General features: G+C 64.7%; 23 protein-coding genes, 1 tRNA gene and 2 pseudogenes. 15 read left to right on the top strand and 11 right to left on the bottom strand.

Translation table 11 applies throughout. The features are described from left to right. From ABIB15_RS05685 to ABIB15_RS05695, 3 genes are all read right to left on the bottom strand, one after another. Positions 1-206 (bottom strand): hypothetical protein (locus ABIB15_RS05685; RefSeq protein WP_354476007.1); only part of this gene is annotated, 206 nt, incomplete at its 3' end. Positions 207-352: 146 nt separating this feature from the next. Beyond that, the gene (locus ABIB15_RS05690) at positions 353-1,147 is read right to left on the bottom strand and encodes a transglutaminase-like domain-containing protein (RefSeq protein WP_354476009.1); all 795 of its coding nucleotides are present in this window, start codon (positions 1,145-1,147) and stop codon (positions 353-355) included. A gap of 29 nt (positions 1,148-1,176) precedes the next feature. Next, the gene (locus tag ABIB15_RS05695) at positions 1,177-1,833 is read right to left on the bottom strand and encodes a pyridoxine/pyridoxamine 5'-phosphate oxidase (RefSeq protein WP_354476011.1); all 657 of its coding nucleotides are present in this window, start codon (positions 1,831-1,833) and stop codon (positions 1,177-1,179) included. Between the two features lie 74 nt (positions 1,834-1,907). Here ABIB15_RS05695 and ABIB15_RS05700 point away from each other — a divergent pair. Together ABIB15_RS05700 and ABIB15_RS05705 are read left to right on the top strand one after the other, a co-directional pair. Then, a tRNA-Arg gene (locus tag ABIB15_RS05700) sits at positions 1,908-1,979 on the top strand. 542 nt (positions 1,980-2,521) lie between these two features. Further along, positions 2,522-3,178, top strand: coding sequence for a histidine phosphatase family protein (locus ABIB15_RS05705; RefSeq protein ID WP_354476013.1), 657 nt, complete (start codon positions 2,522-2,524; stop codon positions 3,176-3,178). A gap of 655 nt (positions 3,179-3,833) precedes the next feature. Here the strand turns inward: ABIB15_RS05705 and ABIB15_RS05710 are convergent. Further along, positions 3,834-4,586, bottom strand: coding sequence for an alpha/beta fold hydrolase (locus ABIB15_RS05710; RefSeq protein WP_354476014.1), 753 nt, complete (start codon positions 4,584-4,586; stop codon positions 3,834-3,836). A gap of 202 nt (positions 4,587-4,788) precedes the next feature. On the opposite strand from ABIB15_RS05710, the gene ABIB15_RS05715 reads away from it, so the two are divergent. Next, a complete protein-coding gene (locus ABIB15_RS05715) occupies positions 4,789-6,024 on the top strand; it encodes a low temperature requirement protein A (RefSeq protein WP_354476016.1) in 1,236 nt (411 codons plus the stop codon). Positions 6,025-6,422: 398 nt separating this feature from the next. Here the strand turns inward: ABIB15_RS05715 and ABIB15_RS05720 are convergent, their stop codons facing one another. Continuing rightward, positions 6,423-6,905: a DUF4395 family protein gene (locus tag ABIB15_RS05720; RefSeq protein WP_354476018.1), complete on the bottom strand. Its 483-nt coding sequence runs from the start codon at positions 6,903-6,905 to the stop codon at positions 6,423-6,425. A gap of 280 nt (positions 6,906-7,185) precedes the next feature. On the opposite strand from ABIB15_RS05720, the gene ABIB15_RS05725 reads away from it, so the two are divergent. From ABIB15_RS05725 to lgt, 4 genes are all read left to right on the top strand, one after another. Then, positions 7,186-7,623, top strand: coding sequence for a hypothetical protein (locus ABIB15_RS05725; RefSeq protein WP_354476020.1), 438 nt, complete (start codon positions 7,186-7,188; stop codon positions 7,621-7,623). A gap of 91 nt (positions 7,624-7,714) precedes the next feature. Then, the gene (locus tag ABIB15_RS05730) at positions 7,715-8,314 is read left to right on the top strand and encodes a DUF305 domain-containing protein (RefSeq protein ID WP_354476021.1); all 600 of its coding nucleotides are present in this window, start codon (positions 7,715-7,717) and stop codon (positions 8,312-8,314) included. 110 nt (positions 8,315-8,424) lie between these two features. Further along, positions 8,425-9,372: a beta propeller repeat protein gene (locus tag ABIB15_RS05735; RefSeq protein ID WP_354476023.1), complete on the top strand. Its 948-nt coding sequence runs from the start codon at positions 8,425-8,427 to the stop codon at positions 9,370-9,372. Then, complete coding sequence (gene lgt / locus ABIB15_RS05740) at positions 9,369-10,268, top strand: prolipoprotein diacylglyceryl transferase (RefSeq protein WP_354476025.1); 900 nt, start codon at positions 9,369-9,371, stop codon at positions 10,266-10,268. The genes ABIB15_RS05735 and lgt overlap by 4 nt, the downstream gene beginning before the upstream one ends. Before the next feature lie 256 nt (positions 10,269-10,524). Here lgt and ABIB15_RS05745 read toward each other — a convergent pair whose 3' ends face one another. After that, on the bottom strand, positions 10,525-11,226 hold the full coding sequence (locus tag ABIB15_RS05745) for a DUF4386 domain-containing protein (protein ID WP_354476027.1): 702 nt from the start codon (positions 11,224-11,226) through the stop codon (positions 10,525-10,527). Positions 11,227-11,309: 83 nt separating this feature from the next. Between ABIB15_RS05745 and ABIB15_RS05750 the strand changes: the two genes are divergently transcribed. The 5 genes and pseudogenes from ABIB15_RS05750 to ABIB15_RS05770 all read left to right on the top strand — a co-directional run bounded on the left by ABIB15_RS05750 (position 11,310) and on the right by ABIB15_RS05770 (position 14,397). Next, positions 11,310-12,029 (top strand): TetR/AcrR family transcriptional regulator C-terminal domain-containing protein, encoded by a 720-nt coding sequence (locus tag ABIB15_RS05750; RefSeq protein WP_354476029.1) that lies wholly within the window; start codon positions 11,310-11,312, stop codon positions 12,027-12,029. 146 nt (positions 12,030-12,175) lie between these two features. Next, a pseudogene (locus tag ABIB15_RS05755) lies at positions 12,176-12,634 on the top strand (SRPBCC family protein); the annotation flags it as partial. Between the two features lie 72 nt (positions 12,635-12,706). Beyond that, a complete protein-coding gene (locus ABIB15_RS05760) occupies positions 12,707-13,093 on the top strand; it encodes a VOC family protein (RefSeq protein WP_354476260.1) in 387 nt (128 codons plus the stop codon). A 142-nt stretch (positions 13,094-13,235) separates the two neighbouring features. Beyond that, entirely contained in the window at positions 13,236-13,802 is a 567-nt protein-coding gene (locus tag ABIB15_RS05765; RefSeq protein WP_354476031.1) for an RNA polymerase sigma factor, read from the top strand. After that, positions 13,771-14,397 carry a hypothetical protein gene (locus tag ABIB15_RS05770; RefSeq protein WP_354476033.1) on the top strand — a complete coding sequence of 209 codons (627 nt, stop codon included), beginning with the start codon at positions 13,771-13,773 and terminating at the stop codon, positions 14,395-14,397. Before ABIB15_RS05765 ends, ABIB15_RS05770 begins: the two co-directional genes overlap by 32 nt. Before the next feature lie 192 nt (positions 14,398-14,589). Here ABIB15_RS05770 and ABIB15_RS05775 read toward each other — a convergent pair whose 3' ends face one another. Further along, positions 14,590-15,234, bottom strand: a complete 645-nt coding sequence (locus ABIB15_RS05775; protein ID WP_354476035.1) for a DUF2461 domain-containing protein — start codon at positions 15,232-15,234, stop codon at positions 14,590-14,592. A gap of 192 nt (positions 15,235-15,426) precedes the next feature. Between ABIB15_RS05775 and ABIB15_RS05780 the strand changes: the two genes are divergently transcribed. Further along, a complete protein-coding gene (locus ABIB15_RS05780) occupies positions 15,427-16,515 on the top strand; it encodes a serine hydrolase domain-containing protein (protein WP_354476037.1) in 1,089 nt (362 codons plus the stop codon). A 46-nt stretch (positions 16,516-16,561) separates the two neighbouring features. Here ABIB15_RS05780 and ABIB15_RS05785 read toward each other — a convergent pair whose 3' ends face one another. Beyond that, positions 16,562-17,011 (bottom strand): hypothetical protein, encoded by a 450-nt coding sequence (locus ABIB15_RS05785; RefSeq protein WP_354476038.1) that lies wholly within the window; start codon positions 17,009-17,011, stop codon positions 16,562-16,564. Between the two features lie 166 nt (positions 17,012-17,177). Further along, on the bottom strand, positions 17,178-17,852 hold the full coding sequence (locus ABIB15_RS05790; RefSeq protein ID WP_354476040.1) for a TetR/AcrR family transcriptional regulator: 675 nt from the start codon (positions 17,850-17,852) through the stop codon (positions 17,178-17,180). Between the two features lie 83 nt (positions 17,853-17,935). Here ABIB15_RS05790 and ABIB15_RS05795 point away from each other — a divergent pair, with 83 nt between their 5' ends. Then, positions 17,936-18,517, top strand: a complete 582-nt coding sequence (locus tag ABIB15_RS05795) for a DUF4386 domain-containing protein (protein ID WP_354476041.1) — start codon at positions 17,936-17,938, stop codon at positions 18,515-18,517. Then, the gene (locus ABIB15_RS05800) at positions 18,514-19,479 is read left to right on the top strand and encodes an oxidoreductase (RefSeq protein WP_354476043.1); all 966 of its coding nucleotides are present in this window, start codon (positions 18,514-18,516) and stop codon (positions 19,477-19,479) included. Before ABIB15_RS05795 ends, ABIB15_RS05800 begins: the two co-directional genes overlap by 4 nt. Positions 19,480-19,498: 19 nt before the next feature. Here the strand turns inward: ABIB15_RS05800 and ABIB15_RS05805 are convergent, their stop codons facing one another. Further along, positions 19,499-19,786 (bottom strand): TetR/AcrR family transcriptional regulator C-terminal domain-containing protein, encoded by a 288-nt coding sequence (locus tag ABIB15_RS05805; protein ID WP_354476044.1) that lies wholly within the window; start codon positions 19,784-19,786, stop codon positions 19,499-19,501. Positions 19,787-19,832: 46 nt separating this feature from the next. Further along, positions 19,833-19,925: pseudogene (locus ABIB15_RS05810) on the bottom strand (hypothetical protein); the annotation flags it as partial. Positions 19,926-19,967: the final 42 nt, after the last annotated feature.

Raw genomic sequence — 19,967 nt, forward strand, 5'->3', positions numbered from 1 at the left:
GCATGGCCCAGGGCCCGGTCGGAGTGCTTCGCGATCGCCGCCGCGATCCACGCCGCGTAGGTATCCGCGGCCCGGCGCAACGAGGTGACCGAGCGCTGGGCGGCGAACAGCGACACGTTGTCCAGCGCGGCGAACTCCCCCGCGGACGCCCCGAGCGCGGCGACCGTGTCGGCCGTCTCGCGGAGCGTGTTCGGGAGCTGTTCCATGCCACAATTCTCCCACTTCGAACAAACATTCGAAAGAGGAAACGGCTGATGGGGATGAGAATCTCTCCACAGGGGCTGTGCAAGAGAAGACCCTGTGCAGGAGAAGAACCAGTGCAGGAGAAGAACCAGTGAACCCCGGCGCGAACCTACGCCAACACCACGAGCTCCCGAACATCATCCCGAGGAAGTTCATCCACTACCGCGATGACCGCGAACTCCCGCAGCATCAGATCTGCCCAGTGGTTCGTGAGAAACGCCGTATCCGCGGCGTCGCGACCGGTCGAAATACGGACGAGGCTCTGCCGCGGGGCCAACGCCGTCGCATCCACCACCTGCCACGTGCCATCCACCCAGGCTTCCGCCACCGCATGGAAGTCCATCGGGTCGAGCCCCGGCGCGTACACGGCGACCATGCGTGCGGGGATATCCAGCGCGCGCAGCAGCGCGATCACCAAGTGGGCGTAGTCTCGGCAGACACCACGGCGGGCGAGGAGGGTCTGCTCCGCGCCATCCGTCGGCAGGCTCGATCCCGGAACGTACCGCAGCTTGCTGCCGACCCATGACCCGACGGCCGCGAGCAGCTCGTGGCCGCTGAGCCCCGCGAACTCGGAACGCGCCGTGGGGGTGAGGCTGTCTGACTCGCAATACCGGCTCGGACGCAGGTACACGATCGGGTCGAGCTCGCTCACCTCGAGCGGTGTCGCAGCGCCGGCAACCTCCGCGCGATAGTCGATCGTCATACGCCCCCTGTCGCCGAGAAACTGGTGCAGGCGGGTGCCGTGGCGATCCGAGATCTCCTGCGGCGTGATGCGCCGACCGTCAAGAGTGATCTCGAGCGTCTCGGCCTTCAGCTGGTTGCTCTGGGCTGCAGCGATACTCAGCACCATGTTGGTGTGGCCCGAGATGTCGAGTTCGAGATGGGCGGAGACGTTACGGAGCATTCGATAATCCTGCCACCCGGCGGGGCGGGTCAGGGCCAGAGGCGCTCGTGTGTCCAGCCGCTTGGCGTGCGCGTATATCGCAGCCGGATCTGGTCGTGCCCGGATGCCTGCCAGAACTCGACCGAGATCGGCTCGAGCACGTACGCGGTCCAGTCGGCGGGCACGAAGAGCGGGTCGACCGCGATCAGCTCACTCGCGGATGCGACCAGCCCCGTGACCTCCTCCGCGCCCGGCAGCGTGGTGCTCTGCTCCCCCGCGATGGCCTGCGCCCTGGCCAGTGGATGCCTCGCGAGGAAGTCCTGCTCGCTCACCGCCCGGGGCCCCGGCTCCACCGGCCCGGACACGCGCACCTGCCTACCCTGCTCGCGCCAATAGAGGGTAAGCGCCGCGCGCGGGTTTTGCGCCAGCTCCTTCCCCTTCGGCGCCGACGCGAGGCTCGCGAACCAGAACCCGTGCTCGGTGACGTCCTTCAATAGAAGGGTGCGCGCCGACGGCACCCCGCCTCGCGTTGCGGTCGACAGCGTCATGGCGTTGAGCTGCGACACTCCAGCATCCACCGCCGAGGCGGTCCACTCGAGAAAGAGGGCGATGGGGTCGTCGGGCGCGGCAACCGTGTCGAAGTCCGGCAATTCGGCCTTCGGGGGGCGGATGCTGCGGAGCAGGTCACGGAAGGAGATGTCGCTCATTCCCCCAGCCTAGGCAGACTTGCCTGTGGGGTCGGAAGCACCCGCCGCGCCCTGATAACCTTGAGCACACCCTGGCCCCCATAGCTCAGGGGATAGAGCACTGCCCTCCGGAGGCAGGGGCGGCAGTTCGAATCTGCCTGGGGGCACGTTTGTCGCGTGACACGACAGTTCGGACTTTCGCCATCTAGCTCGGACAAACAGGCTCGTCAGAGCATTCCCTGGCGTCGCACTTTGGCCAGTCCGCGGCTTCCCGACGTGTTGGCTCGAACTGGAATTTCACCTCAGCCGCTGAAGTGGGCCCTCACGTTGGTTCTCTGACAAGACTCGTCTCGAGCGAATCGAGAGTGAATGCCGATTCGCATGTCAAATATGAGTCCTTCTGCGACCGGACCGTGCGGTGCACGCGCAGAACGTCACGCAAGCGAGGGCGCCTGCTGCCCGCCAGATCAACGCGGGAGTGTCCGAGCTCCAGGACTGCTGTCGGTTTCGTTGACTCCTTGACGTGCCCCAGTCCCCTTCGGCGCAGACCGTCCGGAACTGTCGTCACGTTCGCGGCGCGACCAATGATCCAAGGGCGCGTGTGGCGCGATCGGGGAGGGTTGGCCGACTTGAAGGGCGTAACCGCGCTGGCGAGTAGCTGGTTCCGGCGGCTCGGCCGCTTGCGAGGCGTCGTGACTACGGTAGTGGTGTGCCCACAAACGATCTGCTGCCCGAACCCCCCGCTCTCGACAACCCGTCGGGGAAGCTGGTTTTGCTACGCCACGGGGAGACAGAGTGGTCGAAGGAAGGCCGACACACGGGACTCACGGATGTTCCGCTCACTGCCCGAGGTGAGGAACTTGCCCGCGGGGCAGGTCGCTTGGTTGCCGGCTACGATTTTTCGCTCGTCCTGACCTCGCCACTGCAGCGCGCGCAGCGAACCGCCGAACTAGCGGGCCTGCATGCCGAGGTCGATCCGCTCCTCGTCGAATGGGACTACGGCGGATACGAGGGGCGTACCTCACGCGACATTCGCAGCGAACTCGGCTACAACTGGAGCGCTTTCACCCACGGCGTGATTCGTGGGGGGACGCCCGGTGAGACAGTGGAGGAGGTCGCCGCACGCGCCTCGCGCGTGCTCACGAGAGTGCTGCCGGCAATGGCGGAGGGAGATGTCGCCCTAGTCGCGCACGGCCACTTTCTGCGCATCCTGACAGCCGTGTACCTGCAAATGGCCCCACGTTTCGGGGCCCAGATCACCCTGGATGCTGGATCGGTGTCGGTGCTGAGCTCCTACCGCGAGCAGCCGGCCATCCTGTCCTGGAACTACGGACCCGAGCTGCCCATGGTTCCCTCAGAGTCCTGAGCGCTTCGTGAGCGATCGCGGATGCTGGCAACCGGCACGCGACGGTCGATGTCTCAGAACGTTCCACTTGCGGTCATGGCGTGACGACGAGGAATGAGAATTCGGCCGTGCGCCTGACTGGCCACAAAGTGAATTGTCGGAACGGCCATGAGATTCGCGGGATCTACGCGAGTAGCCTGACGGGCCTCGATGCGACGCATCAACAAGGTCGCCGCTGCACTCCTCGACAAGTTCGACCCTGAAGAGCCATGCGGAAAAGCGGACGTCCTCTTCCTCTGGCTTCTCCCATGCCGATCCGCTTGCGGATCTGATTGCGAAACATGGAGGCGTCCGGGCGCACGACCGGCTATCGCGCCGGCATCCCTGTTCAATTGACCTCCGAGCGCCGTCAAGTCTGTGCAGGGTCCACGCTCGTCGCTTGCTCCGGGCTCTGACAGCTGTCGAAGGAGTTCCCCATGGGATGGTCGTCCTCGTTACTCCACAACGGCACGAGTGCCATGTTCGAGAACGCGAGAACCTTCACGGACCTGCAGGTCGAAACCGGCCCTCGGTTTCGACCTCGGCGCACGGTCCAGTGCCGTCCGGTTGATCGTGCGCTTGACGGAGTGGGGCACGTCGGCGCTGAAAACACTCGATCACCGGTCGTGCACAGTACTTATCGCAGGAATTTCACGAGCACGGGGGCGAGCGCCACGGGTGCGACGTTGTGACCTTGTCCCTCCACGGTGATTCGCGTGCCATCCGCCGCCGCCGACTCGATCGCGCGTGCGGCATTCGCGGCCCACGACGGACTGGATCCGCCATCCATTACCAGGAGCGGAACCCGGATGCCTGCGAGGCGGCCCACCGGCACAATGCCGTCGCCCGAGAGCGCGAGGTCATGCGGCAAAGTTTCGGCGAGCTGCACCATTGACGGCCACCACGGCGACCGGGCTAAGCCGTCTGGGTCTTCGGCGCCAGTGCCTCTCATGAAGTTGAGCGCCGCAAGCGAGAGGTCGCCAGCGTCGAGTGCCGACTGGACTCCCGCCATCGCGGCGAGGTTGTCGGGAGCGTAGGGCGGCTCGTAGACGGCGATCTTGGACATCGCGGCGCCGCCCATTGAGGCCTCAAGGGTCAGGATGGCGCCGGACGAGTGACCGTAAGCAAACACCGATCCACCCGCCGCCTCGATGACCGCTGCCAGGTCATCCGTCTCGCGCTCAACGGAGTACGGAAGGGTGTTGCCGCTGTCACCGCGCCCGCGGCGGTCCCAGGTGTAGACCGTGAAATGCGGGGCGAGCAGGCCGATGAGTTCGCCCGGCGAATGGCGCGTGTTGAACGCTCCGCCAGTGATGACGAGCGACGGGCCCGTTCCCGCGACGTCATACGCGGTAGACGTTCCGTCGGCGGATTTCACGAGCTCAGGCACGACGCCATCAAACCAGCTACCTGAAAATCGTGACCTCGCTTGACTCTCTTTGAGAAACGACGTGACTCAGGTCACGATCGAGATCCGTCAGAGCTCGTCGCGTTCGAGATGCGATAATTGGGGCCGCGGAGCTCAACGCCGCGTAACCCGTGTACACGAACCGGGGGGGCAAGGACAGTACCGTCGCCCGTCAGGAGAGTCCATGACCGAGCACATCCCCGTCGCCCGACTCTTTCGCTCGCGCGCTGCTGGCAGCGAAAAGGTCGCGTTCATCGAGTTGTTCTTCGACCTCGTCTTCGTCTTCGCCGTCACCCAGCTCTCCCATTACGTGATCGAACACTTGACGCTCATTGGGGTGTTCGAAGGCCTTCTGATGCTCATGGCGGTGTGGTGGGTCTGGATCTACACGACGTGGGTCACGAACTGGATGAATCCCGAAGTGGGGCCGGTGCGATGGATGCTCATTATGCTGATGCTCGTCGGCCTCGTGCTGAGTACCTCGATCCCCGACGCGTTCGGCGACCGTAGCCTGCAGTTCGCGCTCGCCTACATCCTGATGCAAGTGGGTCGCACGGTCTTCGTCATCGTCAGCTTCCGGCGCGTGGGCGATCCCGAGGGGGCGCTGAACCTCGCGAGAATCGCGATCTGGTTCATCTACTCGGCGCCGTTCTGGATCGCCGGGGCGATTCTCGGCGGCGACCTGCAGCTTGCGCTCTGGGCTGCGGCGCTCGGCATCGAGCTTTTCGCCCCGGCCGTGCGCTACTGGGTGCCACTCATCAGGGCCACCCCCATCGAGAGCTGGCAAGTGCTTGGCGGGCACATGGCCGAACGTGCGGGACTGTTCATAATCCTCGCCCTCGGCGAGTCGATCATTGTCACCGGAACCCTGTTCAGCCGCAACGAGATCACGCCATCGTCGGTGCTTGCACTCCTCGCCGCGTTCGTCGGCACGATCCTCTTCTGGTTGCTCTACTTCAGTCATGGCGCTGAACACGGCCACCGGTTCATCAGCAGTTCCCAGCAGACCGGTCGAATCGCCCGGCTGACCTACACCTACCTCCACATGCTCCTCGTGGGCGGGGTCGTGCTCGTCGCGGTCGGCGATGACCTTGTGCTCGCGCATCCCGATGACCCGCTCGACACGACGACGGCCGCGATCGTCGTGGCCGCCGCCGCACTGTACCTGCTCGGCAATCTGCTCTTCAAGCGCTCGATCGGGAGACCATGGCTGCGCTCGCACCTCATGGGCATGGCCGCACTCACGGCGCTGTTCCTCGCCTGGCCCGCGATCCCGGGAATCACCCCCCTCGCGATCACGTGGATCGTGAATGGCGTCGTGGCCCTGATCGTCGTCATCGACGAGTACGTCTGGCCCGTGAACGACGACGACGACGATGATGAGCCTGCTCAGGAGGCGGCACACGCCGTCGAGAACTGATCTGGTCGAGATCACGGCGACAGACGGCACCGTGACCGGCGTTAACGTCGACGCTGGCGACGACACGGTCCTGGCTCAGGACACCGACAGCGACACCGAGACGAACGACGAGTAGGCCGTTGTCGACAGTCTCGTTCGGCGCCGTCTGACGTGCTGGCGTCTCCGGTCGCTGGATGCGACTGGAAAGTCGGCAGGATCATTACGACGCCCCGCTCCTGCTCGGCGACCTCATTTACGTGGACGGCGACGCCGCGCAGGTCCAAGCCCGAGCCGCCACTCCGTTCACCCTGACGCCAATATTTCCGAGCGGCGCGACAGGCCTGTGGCGGTGGCTGCCGGCTTTTCGACCGCCCCAATCTGATGGTGGACAAGGCTCCACCGCGTACTCCAAGAGGGTGTTACCTCGCCGCTGAATGGCGGAAAAATAGTCTGTAAATCCACGACCCGAGGCACCAATGGGTCGTGGTGAGGATTGTCCCTCCGACAGCGACCGCTCCGCCGAGAATGATTCCCAACGTTGATACCCCGTAGTGAAAAGACAAGGCCGAGCCCGCAATCAGCACCGTGGACAGCAAGTATGAAAATCGCCGTGGTGTCGGCGTGGGCGGAAGCACTGGCCCATGAAATAGGTGTCGAAGGCCCAAATTGTAAACCAGATCAAGAATCATTCCGCGGGGGAACAGTGCTCCGCTGAGAGGAACGATTGCTCCAATTCCAAGGAACGTGGGCGACTGCAACGTCAATCCGACAACGATTAAGACGGTTCCGACTCCCGGCGAGAACCGTAGGGGCCACGCATAGCACGACTTGGCATCGTCATTCAGATTCCCAAATCCTTGCTTATCCAGATTGTTCTTCGTGAGATCACTGAGCGCTGCCATTCTGCTTTCCTGAGTCACCCCGGGTGCCTGGGGAGCAAGTTGATGGTGTCAGCCCGCTCGTTCGACGGGGTCGGTGCGAGTTTAGTCGAGACGCTCGAGCTCAATGAGTAGAGGAGTCGACGGCCCCATTTGATCACCCCCGACGTCGCCTAAACGCACGTACCGACATTCTGCGCCGTGAAATGGGCGCCAGGCTCAAGGTCGCGGCTGTCGCACCAGCCGCCTTGCCGGGAGAGTTCCCACCCTGGTGGCGTACGATCGTGCAAGCAAACAAGGGCGGATGAACAGCGAAATGTTTCGGGTTATGGCAGGTGCACCACGGCAGCACACCATCGTCACCGCGATGATCGTCGTTGCGGCCGTGCTGTTCGGAATCCTCGCTATGCACACGATGATCAATTCAGCTGCTGCCCCGGCGGCCCATTCATCGGTTGCGACCGCGCACTCCGCTTCCGAAAACGGGGCGGCAGCGGCATCCGGGGTTCACGACTCGCAGGCTGAAGCGGCCTGCTCGGCCAGTTGCATGCCGGATTGGATGCTCGTCGGAATGGCGTGTGCGATCGGTGTTTTTGCCGTCCTCGTCGCGCTCCTGCGTCACAGGCTCGATCTGCGGCGCCTGATGTTTTTACCGCTGGTGCGTGTCGTCCGCATCGCCACTACTCGCGTCTCGTTGCCATGGACGCCATCACTGGAAGTCCTCTCGATCAGTCGAGTCTGATGTATCAGTCGCACCCGCTCCCGGGCGCGATAGAGCGCCGTCTCTGCGGTACCCCCAATACATCCATTTCTACTGATTGGCACGATCACACATGTTCAACAAACGCACACTCATCGCGGTCGTCGGCGTCCTCGCCGCCTCCCTCACCCTCAGCGCCTGTTCCACGGCCAGCACCGACACGGGAGACAACTCCCCCGGATCGTCATCCGACGCCTCCGCGACCTTCAACGACCAGGACGTGATGTTCGCCCAGTCCATGGTCGTGCACCACAGTCAGGCCATCGATATGGCGCAGGTGATTCTCGATAAGGACGGCATCGACCCGCGTGTCACCGAACTCGCGCAGGACATCAAAGATGCCCAGGGGCCCGAGATCGACCAGCTGAACGGCTTCCTCGAGCAGTGGGACGCACCGGCCGACATGGAGGGCATGGACGGCATGGACGGCATGGACGGCATGTCCGGCGTGATGTCGGAGCAGGACATGGCGGACCTAGAAGCCGCCACCGGCACTGAGGCAAGCCGGCTGTTCCTCGAGCAGATGACCGTGCACCACGAGGGCGCGGTCGAGATGGCGCAGGTGCAGGTTGATGAGGGCCAGGATCCGGATGCCACGGCTCTCGCCGAGAAGATCATCAAGGACCAGAACGCCGAGCTCGAGCTAATGGACGAGCTTCTCGCGACGCTGTAGGCACCAGCGTCGCTCTACGACGCCGCATCGGGGTCGCCGTGATTCACCGCTCGGCGACCCCTCCCTCGCAGTTCGCACGCACCACGGTGCGTCGATTCCCAAGGATGTCAATGAAATCCCCAGCACCACGACCATTCACCCGCTCGCTCACCACGCGCGTCGCCGCGATCGGCGTCCTCACTCTCTCGCTCACGGCCTGCGCCGGTTCGAATCCTCCTGGTGCGGGCGCGCCTGATTCTGAGCTGCCGCCACAGTCCGAGCCCGCGGTATTCGGACATGTCCACGGTCTCGACGTCGACTCTGTCACCGGTGTCGCCTATGCCGCGACCCACGGTGGCCTGTTCGAACTTCCCCCTGCCGGTGCGACCCCGATCGCGGCCGCCGACCTCGGTGGCCCGATCGCCGGTCGCGCCCAGGACACGATGGGGTTCACGATCAATGGGCGGCAGATGTTCGGATCCGGACACCCCGATCCCGCCGAACAGTCCACCGCCCCGAACCTCGGCTTCATCACGAGCAACGACAGCTCCCAGACCTGGCAGACCCTGTCGCTCGGCGGCGAAGCCGACCTCCATGACATCGAGGTGGTCCGCGACGCGGCAGGCGCCCTGAGCGTGTATGCCGTCGATGCCAGCACCGGACAGATCACGACCAGCACTGACGGAGGAGTGACCTGGCGCTCGGGCGCGGACGTCATCATGCGCGATCTCACTGCTGACCCAGCATCCGGCACCGTATACGCGACCACCGAGCAAGGCCTCGCGGCGAGCGACGACGACGGCGCAACCTTCGAGGTCGACCCCGACGCCCCGGTGCTGTACCTCATCGACTGGATCGATGGCCCGTCGGCTGACGGATTGGTCGGAGTCGACCTCGACGGAACGGTGTGGACGAGGATCGGCGCCGATGGCTGGCAGGAGAGGGGGTCGGTCTCCGGCGATGTCGAGGCCATGGCCTACTCCCCCGTTCCGGAACCCGTGCTGCTGGTGGCGGATGCGCGAGGCATCGTCACCAGCGACAATTTCGGTGCCACCTGGCAGGCGGTGGTGGAACGATGACGATCCTTCCGTTTCTGATCCCCAGCCCTGAGATCAGCTATTTCGATTTGGGGCCTGTCCGCATCCGTTTCTATGCCTTGTTCATCCTCGCCGGCATCGTCGCGGCCGCCTGGATCACGTCCCGCCGCCTGAAAAAGGCGGGCGCCAACAGCGAGGCAGCCCTGGATGTCGTGATGTGGGCCGTGGTGTTCGGCATCGTCGGCGCTCGGATCTATCACGTGCTCACCCATCCGGCCGACTATTTCTTCCCCGGCGCCGACCTTCTGAGAACGCTCTACATCTGGGAGGGCGGCATCGCCATCTTCGGTGCCGTGACCTTCGGCGCCATCGGCATCTACATCGGAACGAGGCGTGCCGGGATCCCGTTCCTCACTTACGCCGACGCCCTTGTGCCGGGACTTCTGCTGGCGCAGGCAATCGGACGGCTCGGCAACTACTTCAATCAAGAGCTGTTCGGCACACCCACGACGCTGCCGTGGGGATTGCAGATCGACCCGACCGGCGCGGCATTCCCTGCGGGGCTTCCGGCAGACACCCTGTTCCACCCGCTGTTCCTCTACGAACTGTTGTGGAACCTCGTCGGGGTGGGCGTGATCCTGCTCGCCTCGCGACGGAAATCGATCGGGAGCGGAGTCGCACTCGGCACCTACCTGATCTGGTACGGCATCGGTCGCGCCTGGTTCGAGTCGTTCCGCCTCGACCCGACCGAACTAGAGATCTTCGGCATCAAGGCGAACATCATCACCGCCATCATCGCCGCCGCCGTGGGGATCGCAATCATCATCGTCCAGAATCGGCGCGAGAGGAAGCATCCGGATGCCCCCTCTCTCGGCGTCGAAGCGGGGCCCGTTCGCAGCGAGCCCGCACCGACCGACCCGCCGGAGCGAGCCGGGTAATGGGAGTAATGGGGTGCCCCGCTCTGGTCTTCGCCCACACCAATCTTTACTGGAGCTTCCCGACAGCCCCCGGTCGAACTGGCACGGTTGTGCCGACGGAAGCGTCGAGTTCACACGGAGAGAATCTCGGGCGAGATAAGGCCTCCACTCACGGACCCCTCGGGCCATAGGCCAACTCGTGGCATCCACCGCGACCCTCGACAGAACGCGAGCTCCGGACGCGTCTTACGGGAACAGATCGTGTCGAATCTGGCTGTCAGTGCGCGGCAAGACGGCGGCCCCGGATAAGCAGCCAGAAGATCATCGTCACTTCACCCACGAACAGGAACTGGGCGAAGACTGCGGTGAAACCAGCAACGAAGACCATGCCGACGGCATCCGCAAGATATCCGGCGCCGGCCACGGCGAGCAGGATGCCGACGACCTTCGCCATGAAGCCAGCACGGAATGCCAGATAGCCGACGAGCAGCAGGGAGGCACCGAACAGGCCCAGGCTGATGACCCAGATTGTGGTGAACGACTCCAATACCGGCAGTGCGGTCTCCGGATCGCCGAGCATTGAGAACCCGACCACCAGCCGGCTGATGGCCACCAGTAGGAGCACGGCATAAACAGTTCTTATCCAGGCAGCTGCCGCGGAGAGGCGGCGGCTCACGGGCTTGAACAGTGTGTACAGGGCTCCCGCCACGATGATGTCGAGTAGGGCAACGACGACGAAGCTCGCCACGCCAGAGAAGAAGAGGAGCGGGGAGCCAGAGATGTTTCGTGCGGTCTCGACGGCGTCTCCCGGGATGACGAGGGGCACCAGCGCACCAAAATTACCGAAGCCGCCCAGCACCGCCATGAGTGCGAGTGCGACCCCCGCGACGAGCGCCGCGGTGCGCGGCGACCATGCGGTGAATCCCATCGGGGTGGGAGGCACTGCGGCCCTGGTTGAGTCGAGTGTGGAGTGATTCATTTCTCATCCTTACGTTGTATGTTTACGGTGTAAGTAAAATAAGGCTACATGGTAAGGTTGTCAATGGACGAGATCGGGGAACCATGGAAAAGCCATCGGACACGGTGGGTGCGACGTCGCGAGGGCGGCTGAACCGAGAGCGAGTGCTCAGCGCATCCATTGCTCTTGCCGACCGCACGGGCATTGACTCACTCACGATGCGGAGACTCGGCGAGGAGCTCGGAGTCGAGGCGATGTCGCTCTATAACCATGTCGCGAACAAGGAAGACCTGCTCAATCGCATGGTCGACGCGGTCTTCAACGAGATAGAGCTGCCGTCGCACAGCGACGATTGGAAGACGGCGATGCGCAAGCGGTCGGTTTCCTTCCGAGCCGTCCTGTCCCGCCATCCCTGGGCCACAGGCCTGAAGGACTCCGGAACGAATCCCGGCCCATCCACTCTGCGACATCACGACCGGGTGATCGGTACTCTTCGAAATGCAGGATTCTCGATCGCGATGGCGGCCCACGCGTTTTCAGCATTGGATAGCTACATCTACGGCTTTGCCATGCAGGAGAAAATCCTTCCGTTCACGACCGAGGACGAGACGGCAGCGATGGCGCACGTCATGCTCGCCCAGCTTCCAGCCAACGAGTATCCCTACCTCGCCGAGCTGACGGCGAATCATGTTCTCAAACCCGGATACAACTACGGCGACGAATTTCCGCTCGGCCTCGAGCTCATCCTCGACGGCCTCGAACGGTGGCTCGAGCAACACGTGCCGGAGCAGGAGACTGACTCGGCACGATCACCAGATTCTTGACGTCGGGACGACGTCATTGAACGATCGGGGCGAGATCTCCGGCCCGATATGCGTCAATTTATCGAGATCAGCACGTGGCGGCTCAGCCTTGTACATGCCCGCATGCGAAATTACGCTGGATCACGAATGGGGGAACTGAGGAATAGATGGCAACCAACCAGTCGACACAGAATCGAAACTTCACCATTACCCGGACCGTCGCTGCGTCCCGCCATGCCGTGTTCACAGCATGGACCGACCCCGAGCACCTCGCCTGGTTCTATAACCCCGACATGCCCACGCCCACCGGCCCCATCGAAGTCGACCTTCGAGTCGCGGGAACCTGGTCGCAGCACATGGTCGTCAACGACGACCTGAGCTACCCGACCGGTGGGATCTATCTGGAAATCGTTCCCGACGAACGACTTGTCTTTCGGTGGGGAGCAGTCGGTGGCTGGCCAGAACTCGACGGCGAGAATGAACTTACTGCCCCTGTTGTCACTGTGCAGCTCAACGAGCTCGGCACAGAAACGGAGCTTGTGCTCACCGTTCAATTTTCAGAGCATCTCGACATCGACGACGTGCGAGACCAGATACTCGGCGGTATTCGGGATGGGTGGGAGGCCACCATCGACCGGGTCAACGCCAGCACAGCACTAGCCGCCAAGTCGGACCCCGGGCGCAGCGCGGGGCCCCAGATTTATGTTCTTTTCCCCGGAACAGCGCGGGAAGCGCTGACCTTTTACGCGGATGTGTTCGGGGGCGAGCTCTCCTTGCACACGTACGAAGACTTCGGCAGGAGCGACGGCGCGCCAAGCTCCATAGCTCATGGAATGCTCGATGGCACAGTGGCTCTGGCGGGAGCGGATGCAGCCGCAGGCCAAACCGCTGTCCGACTCGAAGGCATCATGCTCTCGTTGCTCGGAACCGCCGCACCGGCAGTGCTTCATGGGTGGTTCGACAAACTCTCCATCAACGGGACCGTCGTCGATCCCCTCGCGCCAAAGCCGTGGGGCGCATCGGATGGCCAGGTCATTGATCGTCATGGCCTTCACTGGCTCATCGGATACGAGCCGGAGGCATAAGCGACGCGAAATTGCGTGCTGAGCTGGCGAGCGAACGGAATCTGTGATTCGAACACTCGACGGACTGTGGGGGCATGCGGACCCGCCGCGCCGCGCTCTGAAATGACCGCGCCCCTGCCGGACATGACCCAGTATGAGCGTTGTGACCGACACCGAGCGCGAGAAGCGGATGCGCAACCTTCTCGTGCTCGTCGCCGATCCCGTGCGCCGCTACCTGCACCGCCGCACCGACTCCGCGACGGCCGACGACGTGCTCGGCGACACCCTGCTGGTGTGCTGGCGCCGCCTCGACGAGGTGCCAGAGGACGCACTCCCCTGGGCGATTGTCGTCGCTCGGCAGTGCCTCAGCAACGCCCAGCGCGCCGAGCGTCGCCGCACCCGTCTCATCGGCCGCATCATCGCCATCGATCCGCCGCCGGCCGCTGCGGACGACAACCCCGCAGCATCCGCGGCCGACGGCACCACGAACGACGCCCGCGTGGCCACCGCCCTCGCCGGCCTGCGCCGCGACGACGCGGAGATCCTGCGCCTGTGGGCGTGGGACGAACTGACGAGTCCGCAGCTTGCCGTGGTGCTCGGCATCAGCGCGAACGCCGCGGCGATCCGCCTTCACCGCGCGAAGGCGCGCCTCAAGCAGGAGCTCCTGAAATCCGACAACCCGACCGGACATGTATCCCATGACGAAGGGAGCACCGATGCACGACGATGACCGTGCGCTGCGCGATCAGTTGCGCGCCGCCGATCCGGCCCGCGCGCTGCCCCCTGCCTCACCGACGTGGCTCGACCACAGAATGGAGCAGATCATGACCGACCAGTCCCCCACCACCACGCCCGCCACCCCCGAGGAGCCGAGACCCGCCTTCCGACGGTGGATGCCGGTAGTCGGTGGCGCCGCCGCCCTCGCCATCGCCGCGGCAATCGTTGTGCCCCTCGCCCTTGGCGGCTCGAATCCCACGGTCGAGGCGCTGCAGCCTCCGCTGGGCGGAGGCCTCGCGAGCGGCAGTTGCCTCGCGCTCGAGCCAGCGACCGTCGCGGCGCAGGAGCAGGCGTTCGCCGCGACGGTGCTGGAGATCCAGGGCCAAACCGTTGTGCTGGAGGTCACAGAGCGCTTTGCCGGCGACGTCGCCGATCGCGTCGAGGTGACCCAGGTCGACGCGATGACCTCCGACTTCTCGAGTGTTCCCTTCGAAGTCGGCGACAGCTACCTGGTCGCCGCACTCGACGGAACTATCACCGGCTGCGGGGTCACCGGGGCTGACAGCGCCGAGCTCCGCGCCGTCTACGACGCGGCGTTCCCCGGCTGATCCGCGCCAGCGCGCGGAGGGCCGTAGCGGTCGTCGACTCCGACGCTGGGCCATGCGGGAGCAGCTCGCACACTGCCCCAACGATCCCGCTGTCGACTTCGTGGATCTTCGCGGCGAGCTTGCGAGCTTGGGCGCGGAAGTTCGGGTCGGTTACTGCGTGAAAAGCCGCGGCTGACCGGGCCGAACGCCACGTCAGTGGCCGCGCGTGGTGAGGGCCGGGCCGACGTGCGTGTCGACCCACGCGATAAGCGGCTCCACTGCGCGCCAGGTGTTCAGCACGTCGCTCGGAGGAATGTCGATCGGCATGCCCCGCAGGGCGGCGTAGTGCTTCAATCGCAGGAGATGGATCGCGGGGTGCGACGGATCCATACCGCGCGGCGCCGTCTTGAGCGCCGGCCCCGCAAGCTCGAAGCCGTTGTTCTCGAGCGCTCGGATGATCGAGTCGAGGTCGGCGGCGAGGTCCGGGTGCTCGGAGATCGCGGTTCGCGCGCGCTCGAGCTGGTCGCGCGAGGGGTCGTAGAGCCCGCGGCCCACCTCCAGTCGTTCGGTGTTGAGATGAAGGTAGACGCCGCCGACGGTCCCGGCCCACATGCTCGCATCGGTGCGATACGGATCCTTGTTTGCGCTGAAGCGTACGTCCCTGTTCGGGCGCATCACCTTGCCCTGACCGTAAACAGGCTCGGCCACCCCAAGCAGGTCTTCGAGCGGCTGACGGATGGCGCGCGCGTACTGGTCTCGATGCGCTTCGAAGTAGGCCTTGCTGTTGTCGGCGGCCAGTCCGGTGAGGAACGCCGCTGCCTCGGCAGTGAAGCTGGCGAGCGGACGAGCGTCGGTCATGAGGGATTCCTCTCGGCGCCGGCGCGTCGACGCGCGGCTGAGTTCTGGATGGAACGTACGGTAAACGGCCCTGTTGACAGCGGACTGGAAGCGGCCTGCGTGAACGCCGGGCTCGGTGGGATGGATGCAGATGCCCCGCGATAGCGTCAACGTCCGCGAGGCCCTCGACCGCGCCGTTCGGTATCGGCGAACGTGGGGGCGATCGCTGCGGTCACCGAACCGATCCGGACGATCCTGGTCGACTCGTGGCACGCACCGCTGCTAAGTTCAAAAATTGTGCAGTCACTCCGGGACGCTGTAGACGCATTAGCGGATCGCACCGGATTCTCCGGGGTGGTCCGTCTCGACCGAGCGGGCGAGACCGAGTTCTCGGCAGCCTATGGGTTTGCCGACCGGGCCCACGGGATCCTCAACACCGTCGACACCCTGTTCGCGATCGCGAGCGGATCGAAGGGACTGACGGCGCTGCTCGTCATGGCCCTCGTTGAGAGCGGGACGTTCGAGCTTGCTACCCCTGCCCGTTCGTTGCTCGGGGCAGACCTTCCCCTAATCTCCGACGACGTCACGATCGAGCAATTGCTGGCACACAGGTCAGGGATCGGCGACTACCTCGACGAGGACACCATCGAGAGCATCAGCGACTATGTGATGCCGGTCCCGGTGCACGAACTCGCGTCGACCGAACAGTTCCTGCCGGTCCTCGGCGGGCACGAAACCGTGTTCCCCGCCGGCGAGCGGTTCCAATACAACAACGGCGGCTACGTCGTGCTCGCCTTGTTGACTGAACGTGCAACCGGCATCGACTTCCAGCAACTGGTTCGAACACTGGTGTGCGAACCGGCAGGCATGCTCGACACCGCGTTCCTGCGTTCCGATGAACTCCCGGGCCGCGCAGCACTGGGGTACGTCTTCGCCGACGGCCTGAAAACCAACGTGTTTCACCTTCCCGTGCTCGGCAACGGCGACGGCGGCATCTACTCCACCGCGGCCGACCTCAGCGCTTTTTGGGACTCGCTCTTCGCCGGACGGATCGTCTCGCCTGAGGGCGTCGCCGAGATGGTTCGGCCTCGCAGCGACTGGCCGCAAGAGTCCAAGCGCTTCGGCCTCGGATTCCACCTGGACGCCACGGGAGACGGAGTTCAGCTGGAAGGGTACGACGCCGGCGTGTCATTCTCCAGCAGACACTACCCGTCGTCCGCAATGACCTATTCCGTCATGTCGAACTGGTCAGGGGGAGCCTGGCCGATCATGCGTCTCCTCGACGAACGGCTCGGCATCTGACGCATCCTGCCTGCGGGCCCTCTCATCGATTCTCGCCGACCACATCTCAGCCGGCCGCCTTCTTCACGAGCGCTCGAAGCTGAGCGCCGACGGCATCCGTCACCTCCAGCACGGCGAAGGAGGTGGGCCAGAAGACACCGTCGTCGAGGAGCGCATCCTCGCTGAAGCCGACCGAGCCGTAGCGGGTGTCGAATTTCGATTTCGGCTGAAAGAACACGACCACTTTGCCGTCGCGGGCGTACGACGGAAAGCCATACCAGGTCTTGGCGTCGAGATGTGGGGCCTCCTCGGCGACGATTGCGTGCAGGAGTTCAGCGACGGCGCGGTCGGACCCGTCGAGTCCTTCGATCGCATCGACGCACGCCTGCGCCTCGCGATGCTTCTTTGCCGAACCCTTGCCACTCTTCTCCTGCTCGCGAAGCTCGCCGGCACGCTGCTTCATCGCCGCGCGCTCGGCCTCGCTGAAACCCGCCTGTTCGTGGTCGTTCGTGGCCATCAGTTCGTCTCCTTATCGACATCCGACTGCGAGTGAAATCGCCAACCGCATCCATCGGGCCTCTGACCGGCGATGGCCGGAGGAATCCTCTCGTCATTAGAGCACAGTGGCGTCGTCCCCGGCATGTGGCAATGACCGATTGATGCGGGTGTTGCGGTCGGCTGCGTCAGCCCCCAGCCCTCTCGGCGGAATGGGCGGCCTCGAGTCCGTCGAGAACCAGGTCGAGGCCGAACTCGAACTCGTTGCCGTAGGCGTATCCCGGCTGCAGGATCAGCGACACCGCCATTGCGGCGAGGTTAGGGAACGCCTCGGCCATCATCGTCTGCTGCGCCATGATGTCCTCCGTCGCGGCGCCGATGTCGCCAGATGGATCAAGCGGCAGCGTCGCCTCCTGCTGCGCGAACCCCTGCACATAACTGTCGAGGATCGACATGGCGTGCCCGGTCATGGGCATCGAGAAACCCGCTGCAGTCAGGCAGCCGATCACCGCGTCAAGGTGACCGAGCGTCGCCGACCCGGGTGACGTGCGGGCCTTGATGCTGATAGCCCAGGGGTGCCGGGCCAGCACGCTCCGTGTCGACTCCGCCCTGGCACGCATCGCCGTTCGCCAGTCGTCACCGGCCCGCGGCGTCGCGAACTCGGAGTACACGACGTCGAGCATCCCGTCGAGAATGTCGTCCTTGCCTGTGACGTGGTAGTAGAGCGACATCGCCTCGATGCCGAGCGCGGCGGCCAGCTTGCGCATGCTCAGCGACTCGATCCCGCCGACATCGGCGAGAGCCACCGCCACCCGGATGGCGCGCTGCCTGGAGACCGGTTCTCGGGGTTCTGACTGCGCCATAGACATCACCTTACACCGTATGGTATGTTCACGCTGTTCACCTTACACCGTATGGTCAGCTCAGGCTTCGAGACAGGACAACCATGTACAACACACGCAAGATCGCGCGCATCGTCGGCACGCTCATGCTCGCCGCATTCTTCCTCTACGGCATCGGAAGCTCGATCGCCACGACCGCCTCCCCCGGGGTCCTGCTCGCCACGGGCACGGTGATGATGCTGCTCAACACCGTGGCCGTCATCGCGATCGGCGCGCTCATGCTGCCGATTCTTCGGCCGCAAGCTCCCGCGATCGCGGTCGGCTACCTCGTTACCCGCATCTTCGAGGGCGCGTTCCTCGCCGTCGGAGCGATCGCGCTCCTCGCTGGATTCGCCGGCACCAACTTCCTCGCGTACAACATCGCGATGGCGGGCCTCGGCATCGGCAGCCTGTTTCTCTGTGTCGCGCTCTACCGCTCGCGCCTCGTGCCGCGGTTCCTCGCGGTCTGGGGATTCGTCGGCTACGCGTCGTTCGGGGCCGGCTGCTTCCTCGAGCTCGCCGGTGTCGCTGGGGCCGGTCTCCTCTCGACGGTTCCCGGTGGCCTGTTCGAGATCTTCTTCGCCATCTGGCTCATCGCTCGCGGCTTCCGCTCGACCGCGGCCCTCTCGATGGCCGCTCGCGCATGACCGCCGCCTGGACGACGGACCGCATGCCGATCCTCGCCGGCACGACGGTCATCGTGACCGGCGCCAACAGCGGCATCGGCCTCGAATCCGCTCGCGTGCTCGCCGCGAAAGGCTCGCACGTGGTGTTCGCGGTGCGTGATGAAAAGAAGGGACGGGATGCCGCAGCAACGGTCTCCGGGTCCACCGAGGTTCGCCCGCTCGACCTCGCCGACCTGGGTTCGGTGCGTGAGTTCGCCCAGGACTGGAGCGGCGGCATCCAGCTGCTCATCAACAACGCGGGCGTGCTCGTGCCGCCGTTCGGACACACGAAGGACGGGTTCGAGCTGCAGTTCGGCATCAACCATCTCGGGCATTTCGCTCTCACCAACCTGCTTCTGCCCCACATCACCGGTCGCGTCGTCACCGTTGCGAGCGGTGCCCACCGCTCCGGAACGATCGACTTCGACGACCTCAACTGGCGGACACGGCGATACGGAGGTGGATCGGCAGCATACGCGCAATCGAAGCTCGCGAACCTGCTCTTCACCCTCGAGCTGCAGCGGCGGCTCGAAGCGTCGAGATCGAGTGTCATCGCGACCGCCGCCCACCCCGGCATGGCGGCGACCAACCTCATGTCCAGCTCAAAAAACCCCGTCATGACCCTCATTGCGAAGGTCGCGGTGGCTCTCTTCGCGCAGGAAGCCGCGAGCGGCGCCACCCCCACCCTGTTCGCCGCGACCGAGTCCGTGCCAGGTGGCAGCTACGCCGGCCCCGGAAATCGCCGCGAGATGGCCGGCCCACCCGTGCTCGTCGGCCGCTCGGAGGCAGCCAGCAATCTCGCTACCGCCGCCCGACTGTGGACGGCATCGGAACAGCTCACTGGCGTGCGATACCCCGCCGGCCCCCTTGAATCGATCGCGCGCGGCACGGATGTTGCGGGCATTGCCGAGGGGCGAGTGCACCGCGAGCGGCGTCGCGCTTGAGATGCCTTCGGGCGGTGTCTTACGATTCCGCACTCCGATTGAGCCGCTGTGCGAGCCCGTCGAGGATGAGTTCCAAGCCGTTTCGGAATTCGTCCTCGAATGCGTAATCCCCTCCTTCGAGTAGCTCCAGAAGTGAGCGGGCGAGGTACGGGTACTCCTCCGGATCAGGCGCGACACGGGAGGCGAAAGCCGCCTCGGCCCCCTCCCCCGGCGTGAACGGTAGGCCTGCTTCCGTCAGGGCGAAGCCGTACACGAAAGCGTCGATGGTCGAGAACGCGTGCGTCGCAAGTGCCGTTGTTGGAGACATGGTGGTACAGCGACATCGCTTCGACCCCGAGTTCTGCCCCCACGCTTCTCATGCTGACGCCCGCGAGCCCGGTCCGATCCGCGACAGCGGCCGCGGCGTCGACGACTCGCTGCCCACTCAACGTGCCTCGTGCAGTCACAAGTCCATTGTTGCCGCCCTTACATTCGTAAGGCTATGCTTC

Source organism: Marisediminicola sp. UYEF4 (genome assembly GCF_040546025.1).
Lineage (GTDB): Bacteria > Actinomycetota > Actinomycetes > Actinomycetales > Microbacteriaceae > Marisediminicola.